Source organism: Roseomonas nitratireducens (genome assembly GCF_017813355.1).
GTDB classification, from domain to species: domain Bacteria; phylum Pseudomonadota; class Alphaproteobacteria; order Acetobacterales; family Acetobacteraceae; genus Neoroseomonas; species Neoroseomonas nitratireducens.
In genome coordinates this window covers 113,550-127,594 of record NZ_JAGIYZ010000012.1, presented here as the reverse complement: position 1 = coordinate 127,594, position 14,045 = coordinate 113,550, and the positions used below count along the sequence as shown (strand labels likewise).

14 protein-coding genes are annotated in these 14,045 nt (G+C 72.2%); 9 read left to right on the top strand and 5 right to left on the bottom strand.

Going from position 1 to position 14,045, the window contains the following annotated elements:
* Position 1 precedes the first annotated feature (1 nt).
* The 6 genes from sufC to J5Y09_RS13720 are packed head-to-tail and all read left to right on the top strand — an operon-like array spanning position 2 to position 4,495.
* The gene (gene sufC, locus J5Y09_RS13745) at positions 2–748 is read left to right on the top strand and encodes a Fe-S cluster assembly ATPase SufC (RefSeq protein WP_209352371.1); all 747 of its coding nucleotides are present in this window, start codon (positions 2–4) and stop codon (positions 746–748) included.
* Positions 745–2,034 carry a Fe-S cluster assembly protein SufD gene (gene sufD, locus J5Y09_RS13740; RefSeq protein WP_209352370.1) on the top strand — a complete coding sequence of 430 codons (1,290 nt, stop codon included), beginning with the start codon at positions 745–747 and terminating at the stop codon, positions 2,032–2,034. Before sufC ends, sufD begins: the two co-directional genes overlap by 4 nt.
* Complete coding sequence (locus J5Y09_RS13735) at positions 2,034–3,281, top strand: aminotransferase class V-fold PLP-dependent enzyme (protein ID WP_209352369.1); 1,248 nt, start codon at positions 2,034–2,036, stop codon at positions 3,279–3,281. Before sufD ends, J5Y09_RS13735 begins: the two co-directional genes overlap by 1 nt.
* A complete protein-coding gene (sufU, locus tag J5Y09_RS13730; RefSeq protein WP_432761238.1) occupies positions 3,278–3,751 on the top strand; it encodes a Fe-S cluster assembly sulfur transfer protein SufU in 474 nt (157 codons plus the stop codon). The genes J5Y09_RS13735 and sufU overlap by 4 nt, the downstream gene beginning before the upstream one ends.
* Positions 3,744–4,115, top strand: a complete 372-nt coding sequence (locus tag J5Y09_RS13725; protein WP_209352368.1) for an SUF system Fe-S cluster assembly protein — start codon at positions 3,744–3,746, stop codon at positions 4,113–4,115. Before sufU ends, J5Y09_RS13725 begins: the two co-directional genes overlap by 8 nt.
* Before the next feature lie 11 nt (positions 4,116–4,126).
* Complete coding sequence (locus tag J5Y09_RS13720; RefSeq protein ID WP_209352367.1) at positions 4,127–4,495, top strand: HesB/IscA family protein; 369 nt, start codon at positions 4,127–4,129, stop codon at positions 4,493–4,495.
* 19 nt (positions 4,496–4,514) lie between these two features.
* Here J5Y09_RS13720 and J5Y09_RS13715 read toward each other — a convergent pair whose 3' ends face one another.
* Positions 4,515–5,471, bottom strand: a complete 957-nt coding sequence (locus J5Y09_RS13715) for an MBL fold metallo-hydrolase (RefSeq protein WP_245217107.1) — start codon at positions 5,469–5,471, stop codon at positions 4,515–4,517.
* 75 nt (positions 5,472–5,546) lie between these two features.
* Positions 5,547–6,521, bottom strand: a complete 975-nt coding sequence (locus J5Y09_RS13710; protein ID WP_209352365.1) for an MBL fold metallo-hydrolase — start codon at positions 6,519–6,521, stop codon at positions 5,547–5,549.
* A 176-nt stretch (positions 6,522–6,697) separates the two neighbouring features.
* Between J5Y09_RS13710 and J5Y09_RS13705 the strand changes: the two genes are divergently transcribed.
* Positions 6,698–7,720 (top strand): FkbM family methyltransferase, encoded by a 1,023-nt coding sequence (locus J5Y09_RS13705; protein WP_209352364.1) that lies wholly within the window; start codon positions 6,698–6,700, stop codon positions 7,718–7,720.
* Complete coding sequence (locus J5Y09_RS13700; protein ID WP_209352363.1) at positions 7,720–8,583, top strand: FkbM family methyltransferase; 864 nt, start codon at positions 7,720–7,722, stop codon at positions 8,581–8,583. The genes J5Y09_RS13705 and J5Y09_RS13700 overlap by 1 nt, the downstream gene beginning before the upstream one ends.
* Positions 8,584–8,590: 7 nt before the next feature.
* On the opposite strand, the gene J5Y09_RS13695 is transcribed toward J5Y09_RS13700, so the two are convergent.
* From J5Y09_RS13695 to J5Y09_RS13685, 3 genes are all read right to left on the bottom strand, one after another.
* The gene (locus tag J5Y09_RS13695; RefSeq protein ID WP_209352362.1) at positions 8,591–9,844 is read right to left on the bottom strand and encodes a class I SAM-dependent RNA methyltransferase; all 1,254 of its coding nucleotides are present in this window, start codon (positions 9,842–9,844) and stop codon (positions 8,591–8,593) included.
* Positions 9,845–9,865: 21 nt separating this feature from the next.
* Entirely contained in the window at positions 9,866–11,065 is a 1,200-nt protein-coding gene (locus J5Y09_RS13690; protein WP_209352361.1) for an acyl-CoA dehydrogenase, read from the bottom strand.
* Positions 11,066–11,155: 90 nt separating this feature from the next.
* Positions 11,156–13,348 carry a DEAD/DEAH box helicase gene (locus tag J5Y09_RS13685; protein ID WP_209352419.1) on the bottom strand — a complete coding sequence of 731 codons (2,193 nt, stop codon included), beginning with the start codon at positions 13,346–13,348 and terminating at the stop codon, positions 11,156–11,158.
* Between J5Y09_RS13685 and J5Y09_RS13680 the strand changes: the two genes are divergently transcribed.
* Positions 13,347–14,045 (top strand): alpha/beta fold hydrolase, encoded by a 699-nt coding sequence (locus J5Y09_RS13680; RefSeq protein WP_209352360.1) that lies wholly within the window; start codon positions 13,347–13,349, stop codon positions 14,043–14,045. The two genes, J5Y09_RS13685 and J5Y09_RS13680, sit on opposite strands and share 2 nt — an antisense overlap.

The window sequence follows — 14,045 nt, the reverse complement described above, 5'->3', positions numbered from 1 at the left end:
CATGCTCAAGATCGAAGGGCTGACCGCCGAAATCGATGGCAAGGCGATCCTCAAGGGGATCGACCTCGAGGTGCCGAAGGGCGAGGTGCACGCCATCATGGGCCCGAACGGCTCGGGCAAGAGCACTCTGTCCTACGTCCTGTCGGGGCGCGACGGCTACGAGGTCACGGGTGGCACTGCCAGCTTCAACGGCCACGACATCCTGGCCATGGAACCCGAGGAGCGCGCGGCGGCCGGGCTCTTCCTCGCCTTCCAGTACCCGGTCGAGCTGCCCGGCGTGGGCAACGCCACCTTCCTGCGCACCGCGCTCAACGCGCAGCGCAAGGCGCGGGGGGAAGCCGAGCTCGACGCGATGCAGTTCCTCAAGCTCGCGCGTGAGCGGATGAAGGCGCTGTCCATGTCCGACGAGATGCTCAAGCGCGGCGTGAATGTCGGCTTCTCGGGCGGCGAGAAGAAGCGCAACGAGATCCTGCAGATGGCGCTGCTCAAGCCGGGCCTCGCCATCCTGGACGAGACCGATTCCGGCCTCGACATCGATGCGCTGAAGATCGTGGCCGACGGCGTGAACGCGATGCGCGGGCCCGACTTCTCGGCGCTGGTGATCACGCACTACCAGCGGCTGCTCGACTACATCGTGCCGGACCGCGTGCATGTGCTGATGGGCGGGCGCATCGTGAAGTCCGGCGGGCCGGAACTCGCGAAGGAGCTGGAGGCGCAGGGCTACGGCGCCGTCCAGGCCGCGGCATGACGGCGGCGCAGACCGGCGCGGCCGGCTTCCTCGCGCGCTACGAAGGGCTCAAGGACCACCTCCCCGGCGCGCGCAAGCCCTGGCTGAACCAGCTGCGCGCCGACGCGGCGGTGCATTTCGCCGCGCGCGGCTTCCCCACGCGCCGCGTGGAGCAGTGGAAGTACACCGACCTCGCCCCCGTCGCGCAGGCCGCTTTCGCCGAGCCGCTGACGAGCGTGGACGGCACGGTGCGCCTGCCCGCGCCGCTCGCGCCGCATCGCGCGGTCTTCGTCGATGGGCGCTTCCGGCCCGACCTCTCCTCGCTCGAGGGGCTGCCCTTCCGCGCCCTCGGCCTGGCGAACGACCTCGCCGAGGCCGAGCCGCATCTCGGCGCGCTCGCCAAGCCGGAGAGCGAACCGCTCGCCGCGCTCAACACCATGCTGTTCGAGGACGGGCTGTTCCTCGACCTGCCGGAAGGCGTGGATGGCGGGCTGCTGGAACTCGTCTCCGTCGCCGTCGATCCGGGGCGGCCCTTCGCCTTCCATCCGCGGCACCTGATCCGCCTCGGCGCGCGGGCAAGGCTGACGCTGATCGAGACCGCGGCCGGCGGCGGCCATTGCCTGCACAACCCGGTCTTCGAGATCGAGGTGGCTGAGGGCGCGAGCCTGACCCATGGCCGCATGCTCCAGGAAGCGGCGACGGTCTTCCACCTCTCGACCATCTATGCCCGCATCGCGGCCGAGGGCACCTACGACAACTTCACGGTTGCCGCCGGCCCGCGGCTGACGCGCAACGAGATCCATGCGGCGCTGGTCGGCCCCAAGGCCGCCTGCCACATGAACGGCGCGCAGATGGCCGGCGAGGGCCAGCATGTGGACACGACCACGGCGCTCGACCACGCAGCACCCGATTGCGCCAGCCGCCAGACCTACAAGACGGTGCTGGCCGGCCGGTCGCGCGGCGTCTTCCAGGGCCGCATCCATGTCCATCGCGTCGCCCAGCGCACCGACGGCTACCAGATGAACCAGGCGCTGCTGCTGAGCGAGGAGGCCGAGATCGACAGCAAGCCGCAGCTCGAGATCTACGCCGACGACGTGAAGTGCAGCCATGGCGCGACGGTCGGCGCGCTGGACGCGGACAGCCTGTTCTACCTCCGCTCCCGCGGCATCCCCGAGGCGCAGGCCAAGGCCATGCTGGTCGAGGCCTTCCTGCACGAGGCGGTGGAGACCGTGACGGACGAGACCCTGAAGGGCGCGCTGACCCGCGCGCTCGACGCCTGGTGGGCACGCCAGGGGGCAGCCGCGTGATGGACGGGACGACGGCAACCGGCTTCGACGTCCAGCGCATCCGGCAGGATTTCCCGATCCTGTCGCAGCCGCAGGCGCGGGGTCGGCCCCTCGTCTTCCTCGATTCCGGGGCATCCGCGCAGAAGCCGCGCGCGGTGATCGACGCCATGGTCCGCTGCATGGAAACGGCCTACGCCAATGTCCATCGCGGCGCCTATCGGCTGAGCGAACTCGCGACCGATTCCTACGAGGCCGCGCGCGCGGCGACTGCCCGCTTCCTGAACGCGGCCGATGCGCGGGAGATCGTGTTCACCAAGAACAGCACCGAGGCGATGAACCTCGTCGCCCATGGCTGGGGCCGCGGCGTGCTGCAGCCCGGCCAGGCGGTGCTGATCAGCGAGCTTGAGCACCACGCCAACATCGTCCCCTGGCAGATGCTGCGCGACGACCGCGGCAACGAACTGCGCGTCTGCCGCGTGACCGAGGCGGGCGAGATCGACATGGCCGACCTGGAGGCGAAGCTCGCCGACGGGAAGGTCGGCCTGGTCGCCATGGCGCATATGTCGAACGTGCTCGGCACCGTGGCACCGGTGGACCGCATCGTGGCGCTGGCGCATGCGCATGGCGCGAAGGTGCTGCTGGACGGGTCGCAGGCCGCGGTGCACCGGCGCGTGGACGTGCAGGCGATCGGCTGCGACTTCTACTGCTTCACCGGGCACAAGCTGTACGGGCCCACGGGCATCGGCGTGCTCTGGGCGCGGCTCGAGCATCTGGACCGCATGCCGCCCTTCCTCGGCGGCGGCGACATGATCAGCCTCGTCACCTTCGAGAAGTCCGAATGGGCGCCGCCGCCGGCGAAGTTTGAGGCCGGCACGCCGCCGATCATCGAAGCCGTCGGCCTGCACGCCGCGATCGACTACGTGACGGCCATCGGCATGGCCGCGATCGAGGCGCATGAGCGCGCCCTGGTCGACCACGCCATGGGCGCGCTGGCCGAAGTCCCGGGCCTGACGCTGCTCGGCCGTGCGCAGGATCGCGGCGGGGTCTTCGCCTTCGCCCTGGATGCGGCGCATCCGCACGACCTCGCCACGCTGCTCGACCGCGCGGGGATCTGCGTGCGCGCGGGCCGCCACTGCGCCGAGCCGCTGCACGCCCGCTTCGGGATGGAGAACGGCACCACGCGCGCCTCCTTCGGCCTCTATACGACGAAGGAGGAGGTGGACCTGCTGGCGCAGGCGCTCACCGAGGCGCGGGAGTTCTTCAAATGAGCGGGTTGTTCGACGACCTCCGCGACCTCTACCAGGAAGTGATCCTCGACCACGGCCGCAAGCCGCGGAACTTCCGCCGGCTCGAGGATGCGGACGCGACCGCGCGCGGGGACAACCCGATGTGCGGCGACCGCATCGAATTGTTCGTGAAGCACGCGCCGGACGGCACCATCGCCGATGTCGCCTTCCAGGGGCGCGGCTGCGCCATCTCCACCGCCTCGGCATCCATCATGACCGAGGTGGTGAAGGGCAAGAGCGATGCCGATGCCAGGGCGCTCGGCGCGACCTTCCGCGAGCTCGCCATGACCGGTGCCTGCCCGGACTGCGACGCTTCGCTGGCGGACGAGATGGAACGCCTCGCGCCGCTGTCCGGCGTGCATGAGTTCCCATCCCGGGTGAAGTGCGCGACGCTGGCCTGGCACGCGCTCAACGCCGCGCTCGACGGGACGAAGGAGGCGAGCAGTGAGTGAGGACGTGACCGAGACCCGCGCGGCCTGGACGCCGGAGGGCGAGGTGAAGCCCCCCGCGCCGAAGGTGAGCGAGGATGCCGTCATCGCCGCCATCTCCACCGTCTACGACCCGGAGATCCCGGTCGACATCTACCAGCTCGGCCTGATCTACGCGGTCGAGATCGAGGATGACGGCAAGGTGAAGGTCGAGATGACGCTCACCACCCCCGCCTGCCCCTCGGCCCAGGAATTGCCGAGCCAGGTGGAGGACGCGGTGCGCGGCGTCGATGGCGTGACGGATGTCCTCGTCGAAGTGGTCTGGGACCCGCCCTGGGACCAGACGCGCATGAGCGAGGATGCGCGCCTCGCCCTGAACATGTTCTGAAGGGGGCACCGATGAGCACCACCACCGAAGCCCCGCGCAAGGCCCGCGCGCTGCCGCCGCTGATGTCGCTGACCGAAGGCGCGGCCGAACGCCTGCGCGCGCTCTACGCCAAGGGCGAGCACGGCCGGCTGCTGCGCATCGGGGTCAAGACGAAGGGCTGTTCGGGCCTGTCCTACGACCTGTCCTGGACCGATGCCGCCGCGCCGTCGGACGAGGTCATCACCGACCGCGGCGTGACCGTGCTGATCGACCGCAAGGCCACGCTGTTCCTGATCGGCACGGTGATGGACTACGAGGTGAAGGCGATGACCGCCGGCTTCACCTTCACCAATCCCAACGAGAAGGGCCGTTGCGGCTGCGGCGAATCCTTCCACGTGTGAAGGATCCGCCGCGCACGCATCACGCGTTCGACGGCACCAGCCGGTAGCCCGTCCCGGCGCGCTCGACGCGCCCGGTCGCCGGCATGTCGAAGTGATAGCCGATCACCTGCATCCGCTCCGTCGCCGCGCGGTCGAGCAGCCGCTTGCGCGTGTCCACCGCCATGGTCGGGTCCATGTCGAACACCGGGTACCATTCGGGGTTCGCCATGAAGAAGGCCGGCGTCGTGATGGCATCCCCGATCACCAGCGCCTGCTGGTTGCCGTCATGGATGAGGAAGGAGGTGTGCCCCGGGCTGTGCCCGTTGGTCGCGACCGCGCGGATGCCGGGGGCGACCTGCGCGTCGGCGGCGAAGCGCTCGACCTTCTGGGCATAGGGCCCGAAGCGGCGGCGGGCATTCGCGAAGGCCGGGCGGCGCGCCTCGGTCGCGCGCGACGCTTCCCCTTCGTCCATCCAGAAGGCCCATTCGCGTTCCGGCACCGCGACCGTCGCGTTGGGATAGACCGCCGCGCCCTCGGCATTGGTCAGGCCGCCGATATGGTCGCCGTGGAAATGCGTGTGGACGATGCGCGTCACGCGCGCGGGGTCGAGACCCGCCGCCCGCATGTTCGCGTGCAGTGCGCCCGTCTCCGGCCCGCCGGCGCCGCCGGTGCCGACATCGATCGCGACGATGCCGCCCGGGCCTTCCACGAAGGTCACGTTGAACGGGTTGCGCATGGCGACGCCCTGGATGCCGGCGGCCTGCAGCGCGCCTGACACCTGCTCGGCATTCGCGTTGACCACCAGGCCCTGGCGCACGTCCTGGCGGACATTCGTCCCGTCGGTCACGACGGTCACGCGCAGCGCACCCACCTGGAAGCGGTGGAAGGCCGGGCCGGACGGCGCGGGCGGCGCGCCCTGGGCGGCGGCGTCGCGCGCGGCCAGCAGCGGCGTCGCGGCGAGAAGGGTGCTGGCGCCGAGCACGGCGCGTCGGTTCATCTTCATCTCATGGCCTCCCTGGGTCCTGTGGGGCGGCAGGACATCCCCCGCCCAAGCGTCACTCAAGCGACAAGGTCACACGGCGCTGGACCAGTCCGCCGGCACGAAGCGGTACCCGTTGCCGTTCCGGGCAACGAAGCCGTTCGCCGGGAAGGGGTAGTGGTAGCCCGTGACGCGTATGCGGTCGGTCGCGACCATGTCGAGCACGCGGCGGCGCGTGGCCGAGGCCGCGTCGCCATCCATGTCGAACACGATCTGCCAGTCCGGCCGCGCCATCATGATCTCGGGCCGGTTGGTCAGGTCGGCCAGGAACATCATTTGCTCCGCCCCGTCGGCGATGCGGAAGACGGTATGCCCCGGCGTGTGGCCGTAGGCGGCGACGGCGGTGATGCCGGGCAGCACCTCGGCCCCCGCCTGGAACTGCTGCACCCGTTCGCGGTACGGCGTGAAGCGGCGTGTGACATTGGCGAAGGTCGGGCGCTGGCCTTCCGGCGTGCGCGTCTGGTTGCCGTCCCCGGTCCACCAGGCCCATTCGGTGGCGGGCACGTGCACGGCGGCGTTCGGGAAGGCGGCGCCGCCTTCCGCGTTCAGCAGGCCGTTGATGTGGTCGCCGTGGAAGTGGCTGTGGATCACATGCGTCACGCGCGCCGGATCGATGCCCGCGGCGGCCATGTTCGCGATCATGCGGCCCGCCGTGGCGCCGGCCGGCGTCACGCCGTTGCCGGCGTCGAACACCGCGAGCGTGTCGCCGCGCTGCACGAAGGTGATGGTGAAGGGGATGACGGTGCGGTCGGTCGGCAGGAAGGCGGCCCGCGCCGCCTCCTGAACCTCGGCGATCGGCGCGTTGCGCACGAAGCCTTCCAGCGGGCGGGCGAAGAAGCCGTCATGCACCGTCGTCACGGTGAAGCCGCCCACGCGGAAGCGGTAGAAGCCGGGCGCCTGGGCGGGCGCTTCGGCGGCCTGGGCCAGGGCGGGCCGGGCGCGCAGCAGCGCGGGCACGGCAATGAGGCTGGCCCCGGCCAGGGCCAGGGCGGTGCGGCGGTCGGTCATTGCGCGGGTCCCTTGGAATTCCTTAACGCAGAGGGTGGGGGGAAACCGGCCGGGATCAACCCCCCGTGTGGCCCGGGTTGCCAGTTGCGCCCGCCGATGGGAATGATGTTCCTGGAACGATACGACCGTTTCCGTGCGGGCAGGGACCATACGTGCCGAAGGACGAGACGCATCTCTTGCCCGCGACGAGGGCGCCCGACCGGCCCGGGGGCGTCTCGCGCTTCCTCGGCTGGCTGCTCGGCACCGGGCGCAACGATGCCGAGCAGGCCGCCGCGGTGCAGGAGGAACTCTTCCGCATCCGCGGCGAACTCGCCGTCCTGCGCGCCGAGATCGAGGCGATGCACGCCGAGGTCGGCCGCCGCGACATCGCGACGCTCGAGGAATTGCTGCGCGCCGGCAACCGCCGGCAGGTCGAGGCGCTGATCCGCGACCGCACCCAGACCGTGCCGCTGCCGGACGGCAGCGCGCTGTGCCGCGTGCTCGGCCGCTTCAAGCTGTTCGTGGACGCGACCGATGGCGGCATCGCGCCGCACCTGCTGCTCGACGGCTATTGGGAATACTGGGTGACGGAATTCCTCTGCCGCAACGTCGCGCGCGGGGAGACCGCCTGCGATGTCGGCGCCATCTACGGCTACTACAGCCTGTTGCTGGCCGAACTCGTGGGGCCGGAAGGGCGCGTCGTCGCGCTCGAGCCCAATCCCTGGCTGCACTGGCTGCTCGGGCGCAACGTCACGCTGAACGGGCTCGGCGGGCGCCTTGCCGCGCATCGCCTGGCCGTGGGCGCCGGCGCGCGGGACGGCGTCACGCTGCCGGCGCTGATGACCGGCCCGGCCGATGGCCCCCTCGCATCCCATTTCGCGCAGGAGGAGGGCCGCCAGGTCTTCACCGCGCCGGCGGCGTCGCTGCCCGAGGCGGCGGGCGGGCCGGTGGACCTGCTGCGCATCGGCTTCATGCCGCGCGCGATCGACCTCCTCCCCGGCTGCGAGGCGCTGGCGGTGCGCAACCCGGGCATCCGGATCCTGCTGGAATTCGACGCCGGGCGGACGGAGGAACCGGCGGCGCTGCTCGGCGCCCTCGGCGCGCGCTGGCCGCTGCGCTTCATCGACGGGGATTCGCGCGCCAAGGCCTGCACGGCGGCCGAGCTGATCGAGGCGCGGCGCGTCGCGACGCTCTACCTGTCCATGGTGGAACCGCGCTGATGGACGGCGTGCCTTCCTTCCTGCGGCGGCTCGGCGGCTGGCTCGCGGGGTCGTCCGCGCCGCCGCCCGCCGCGCCGGGCCGGCGCGAAAGCTACGCCTATCTCGGCAATGGCCGCGCCGTGACGCTGACCCATCGCGGCCACCAGCTGATGCTCGACGCGACCGATATCGGCATGACGCCGCACCTCGCCCTGCGCGGGGAATGGGAAAGGGTGGTGGAGGACGCGGTGCTCGCGCTGCTCGCCCCCGGCGCCGCGGTGGTCGAGGTGGGGGCGAATATCGGCTACCACACCCTGGCGATGTCGGCCGCGATCGGCGCCGCCGGCCGGCTGCACGCCTTCGAGCCGAACCCGCGTCTGGTGCCGCTGCTGTCGGCCTCCGTCGCGCTGAACGGCTTCAACGACCGCGTCACCATCCATCCCAGGGCGGCGGCGGATGCGCCGGGGCAGGTCGCGCTGCTGGTCCATCCGGACCATGCCGGCAGCGGGCATCTCGAGGTCGCCGCCGTCGGGCCCGGCTACACCCAGCGGCATGAGATCGAGACCGTGCGCATCGACGACGCGGTGGGCGAGGGCTTCGGCCCGGCGCGGCTGATGCGCCTCGATTGCGAGGGCGCGGAACCGCTGGCGTTGCGCGGGGCGGAGGCGCTGATCCGCCGGTCTCCCGACCTAGTGCTGGTGATGGAATGGTCGGTGCCGATGATGCGCGCGCGTGCCGATGTCGCGGCCTTCGCGACCTGGCTCGAAGGCCTTGGCCTGAACCACGCCTGGCGGATCGAGGCCGGCGGGCGCGCATCCGTGGCGATGGCCGACCTGCCCGGCCTGCCGCACAGCGAAGTGATCCTCGCGCGCCGGCCGCTGTAGCGGCGCGTCACCGCGCGAAGGCGACCACCGCTTCCATCTGCGCGGAGTGGACGAACTGGTCGATCGGCGTCGCCGCCGCGACGCGCCAGCCGGCCTGCGCGAAGGCGCGCCCGTCGCGCGACAGCGCCGCCGGGTTGCACGACACATACACGACGAGCGGCACCGCGCTGCGCGCCAGCAGCGGCACCTGCGCCGGCGCGCCGCCATGCGGCGGGTCCAGCACCACCGCGGCAAAGCCGGTCAGCTCCGACGGCTCCAGCGGCTGGCGGTCGAGGTCCCGCCGCGTCGCCGTCACCGGCACGCCGGCGCGTCCCGCCGCGGCGGCCAGCGCGGCGACCGCGCCCGCATCGGATTCGAAGGCCGCGACGCGCCCGCGCGCGGCGAGCGGGATGGACAGCGTGCCGAGCCCCGCATGCAGGTCGGCGATCCGCCCGCGCCCCTTCAGCTTCGCCGGCAGCGCGGCGAGCACGGCGGCGATGATAGCGGCCTCGCCCTGCGGGCTCGCCTGCAGGAAGGCGCCGGGCGGGGGGGTTATGGCGACGCCCGACAGGGCGATGGTGGGCGCGGCGTGCTGGGCCGCGATCTCCGGCGTGCCAGCCCCGCGCGCCCAGGCGATGCGCGCGAGGCCCTCGCGCTCGGCGAAGCGGGCGAGCAGCATGCGGTCCCCGGCCTGCAGCGGCGCGTCGGTGCGCAGCAGCAGGTCGGGCCCGGTGTCGAGCAGGTTCACCACCGCCGATCCCTCGCGCTTCAGCGCCGAAAGGCTGGCGAGCATGGTGCGCAGCGGCGGCAGCAGCGCAACGAGGCGCGGGTCGAGCACGGCGCAGGTCGCGAGGTCGAGCACCTCCGCGCTGCCCGCCACATGCAGCCCGGCGATCGCGCCGCGCGGCGTGCGCCGCAGCGCGAGGTCGGCGCGGCGGCGATGGCCCGGCTCGGTGGCGATGGTCGGCGCGACCGGCGCGTCGGGGAAGCCGGCGCGGGACAGCGCCTCGGCCAGCCGCGCGCGCTTCCAGCCGGCCTGGGCGGCGGGCGCCCAGTGCTGCACGGCGCAGCCGCCGCAGCCCTGGTCGAAATGGGGGCAGGGGGGCGGGACGCGGTCGGGGCTTGGCTCGAGCACCGCCTCCAGCGCGGCCGCCTGGCCGTCGCCGCGCCTGGCCCCCGGGTGCACGCGCACGCGTTCGCCCGGCAGGGCGCGCGGCACGTAGATGGGGCCGGCGGCGATCCCGTCGCCGCCGGCCCCCATGCGTTCGATCACGATGTCCATGGCGCGGTCCGCGCCCCCGGTTCAGCCGAAGGCGTTCAGCCCGGTCTGCGCCCGGCCGAGGATCAGCGCGTGCACGTCGTGCGTGCCTTCATAGGTGTTGACCGTCTCGAGGTTCATGACGTGGCGGATCACGTGGTACTCGTCCACGATCCCGTTGCCGCCGTGCATGTCGCGCGCGACGCGGGCGACGTCGAGCGACTTGCCGCAATTGTTGCGCTTGACCAGGGAGATCATCTCCGGCGCCGCGCGGCCCTCGTCCATCAGCCGGCCCACGCGCAGCACCGCGTGCAGGCCGAGCGTGATCTCGGTCTGCATGTCGGCGAGCTTCTTCTGCACCAGCTGCGTCGCGGCGAGCGGCTTGCCGAACATCATCCGGTTCAGCGTGTAGTCGCGCGCGGCGTGCCAGCAGAACTCGGCCGCGCCCAGCGCGCCCCAGGCGATGCCGTAGCGCGCGCGGTTGAGGCAGGAGAAGGGGCCCGCGAGCGACTTCACGCCCGGCAGCCGGTTCTCCTCCGGCACGAAGACGTCCTCCATCATGATCATGCCGGTGACGGAGGCGCGCAGCGAGAACTTGCCCTCGATCTTGGGGAAGGTGAGGCCCTTCATCCCGCGCTCGAGGATGAAGCCGCGCAGCACGCCGTCGTCGTCCTTGGCCCAGACCACGGCGACGTCGGCGATCGGCGAATTGGTGATCCAGGTCTTCGAGCCGCTGAGGATGTAGCCGCCATCGACCTTGCGCGCGCGCGTCCGCATCGAGGACGGGTCGGACCCGGCATCGGGCTCGGTCAGGCCGAAGCAGCCGACCCATTCGCCGGTGCGCAGCTTGGGCAGGAACTTCTGGCGCTGTTCCTCGGACCCGTAGGCGTGGATGGGGAACATCACGAGGCTGGACTGCACGGAGAAGGCGGAGCGGTAGCCGGAATCGACGCGCTCCACCTCGCGCGCCATCAGCCCGTAGGCGACGTAGGAGACGCCCGCGCAGCCATAGCCTTCGAGCGTGGCGCCGAGGAAGCCCATCGCCCCGAACTCGTTCATGATCTCGCGGTCGAAGGTGCCGTTGCGGTTCGCCATCAGGATCCGCGGCATCAGCTTTTCCTGGCAGAACTCGCGCGCGGAATCGCGGATCATGCGCTCATCTTCCGTGAGCGCATCCTCGAGCAGCAGCGGGTCTTCCCAGACGAACTGCGCGCGGCTGGCGGCGGGCTTGCTGACGACGTTCATGGCGGTGTCCTCCGGCGTCTCGCCGGCAGGATGGGGTGCCGCCGGCGCTCGGGCAATCGGGAAGGCCGGGCATCGCTGCCCGGCCGGTGGTCAGGCGGCTTCCGTCTCGGGGGCCGCGGCGGGCGCGGCCTCCGCGGGGGCCGGCTTCTCGGGCCGCGGGCGCGGCAGCGGGATCAGCATGAAGGCCGGCACGGCATCGCCGAAGCCCTTCACGGCCGGGCCGAGGTCTTCCTGCCGGTAGCGGCGTTCGCGCCCGGCGTCGCGGTCGCGCGGCGCGTCGCGGTCGCGTCCGCCGTCGCGCTCGCGGCGCGGCTCGCGGGCGGTCTCGCGCGCGGGTTCGGAGGTCTCGCGCTCGATCCGCGCGTCGCGGTCGCGGTCGCGGCTGCGCTCGCGGCGTGGGCGGGCTTCCTCGGCGCCCTCGCGCTCGCGGCGCGGGCTGGCGTCGTCGCGGTCGCGACGCGAACTAGTGTCGTCGCGGTCGCGGCGCGGGCGCGCATCCTCGGCCTCGCGGCGCGGGCGGGCCTCGTCGGGCTCGCGTTCGCGCGGCGCGCGTTCCCGCGGCGCGCCGTCGCGGCGGCCGCCGTCGCGGCGTTCGCCGCCACGGCCCCGGGCGGGGGCGGAGGAGGAACGGCCGCGGCCACGGCCCTTGGGCGCGTTGCGCGCTTCCTCGATCTCGCTCTCCGGCACGATGTCGAGGCCTTCCACCGCCATGCGCGGGATGGGCTTGCCGGTCAGCTTCTCGATCGCGGCGACGTTCTTCGCGTCGTCGGCGGTCGCGATGGTGTAGGCATGGCCCTCGCGGCCCGCGCGGCCGGTGCGGCCGATGCGGTGGACGTAGTCCTCGTCGCGGAAGGGCACGTCGAAGTTGAAGACGTGCGACAGGCCGCCGATGTCGATGCCGCGCGCGGCGACGTCGCTGCACACCAGCAGCTGCAGCTCGCCCGCCTTGAATGCGTTCAGCGTCGCGAAGCGGGTCGACTGGTCCATGTCGCCATGCAGCGCGCCGACGCTGAAGCGATGCTTCTTCAGCGACTTGTAGAGGATGTCGACCTCGATCTTCTTGTTGCAGAAGATCAGCGCGTTGCCGACATTCTCCTGCCGGATCAGCCGGCGCAGCGCCTCGCGCTTGTCGTGCGGCTGCACATAGACCAGGCCGGCGACGATCGTCGTGGCGACGGAGGCCGGGGCGGAGACCGAGATCTCCTTCGGGTTCGACAGGAAGGCGTCGGCCAGCCGGCGGATCTCCGGCGCCATGGTGGCGCTGAAGAACAGCGTCTGGCGGATCTTCGGCAGCATGGACACGATGCGCTCGACATCGGGGATGAACCCCATGTCCAGCATGCGGTCCGCCTCGTCGATCACGAGCAGCTTGCAGTCGGCCATCAGGATGCGGCCGCGGTCGAACAGGTCGAGCAGCCGGCCCGGCGTCGCGATCAGCACGTCCACGCCCTTCTCGAGCACGTCGCGCTGGTCGTTCATGCTCTCGCCCCCGATCAGCAGGGCGTGGTTGAGCTTGAGGTACTTGCCGTACTTCTCGAAATTCTCGGCGACCTGCAGCGCGAGCTCGCGCGTCGGCTCGAGGATCAGGCTGCGCGGCATGCGCGCCTTGGCGCGCGAGCCGGTGAGGATGTCGAGCATCGGCAGCACGAAGGACGCGGTCTTGCCCGTGCCGGTCTGGGCGCAGCCCAGCACGTCGCGGCCCATCATCACCCAGGGGATCGCCTTTTCCTGGATCGGCGTCGGGTAGACGTAGCCGGATTCGGAGACGGCGCGCAGCAGTTCCTCGGACAGGCCGATATCGGCGAAGGTGGTCCGCGCCGGCTCGGGCTCGTCCTCCTCGGTGTATTCGTGCAGGTCCTCGTCGTCGCCGGGTGCCGCGTCGTCGTCGGGGGCCACGTCCTCGGCGCGGAGTTCCTCCTCGGCCGGCGCGGCGGCCGCGGGCGCATCGGCCGGCGGCGACAGGTCTGGCCCGGGCGCGGCGATCGCCGCTTCGGGGGCAGGGGCCGGCTGCGCCGGGGCATCGGCCGCCTCGGCGGCCGCAACGGTGTTTTCGTTCAAAGTCGCTCTTTTCCAAGGGGCCCGCCCAGGCGGGCCGTCATCGGGTGGTGCGGTGGCTGGCCGAGCCCCGTCAGGGCGCGCATGCGGGGCCGGCGGTCCGGCCCGCCAATCCACGAGCGCCCCGCATATGCGCCGCTTCGCCGGGAAGATCAAGGATTTCCGCGCCTGTCGGCCCGCGTGCCGCGCATGGACGACCCGCCCGTGGGCGGCTACAGCCCCGCGCATGACCGATCGGCCCACCCTTCTCCTGCTTCCCGGCCTGCTCTGCGATGCGCGGCTGTGGCGCGACCAGGCTGCCGCGCTGGCCGACCGGGCGCGCATCGTGATCGCGGACCTGACGCGGGACGACCGGATCGGGGCGATGGCGGACCGCGCCATCGCCGAGGTGGAGGGGCCCTTCGCCGTCGCCGGCCTGTCCATGGGCGGCTACGTCGCCTTCGAGATCCTGCGCCGCGCGCCGGGACGGGTGACGCGCGCCGCCTTCCTGGATACCTCCGCCCGGCCGGATACCGAGGAACAGACGCGCCGGCGCCGGGGCCTCATCTCCCTCTCGCGCTCGGGCCAGTTCCGGGGTGTGACGCCGCGCCTGCTGCCGCAGCTGATCCACCCCTCCCGCCTCGACGGCCCGCTCGCGGGGGAGGTGATGGAGATGGCCGACCGGGTGGGGAAGGAGGCCTTCCTGCGCCAGCAGGAGGCGATCATGCACCGCGCCGATTCGCGCCCCGACCTGCCCGGCATCGGCGTGCCGGTGCTGGTCGGCGTGGGGGCGGAGGACGCGCTGACGCCGCCCGACCTCGCCGCCGAGATCGCCGCCGGCATCCCCGGCGCGCGGCTGGTGCACTTCCCCGGCGCGGGGCACCTGCCGACGATGGAGACGCCGGAGGCGGCGACGGCGGCGCTGGCCGAATGGCTGCTCGCCTAG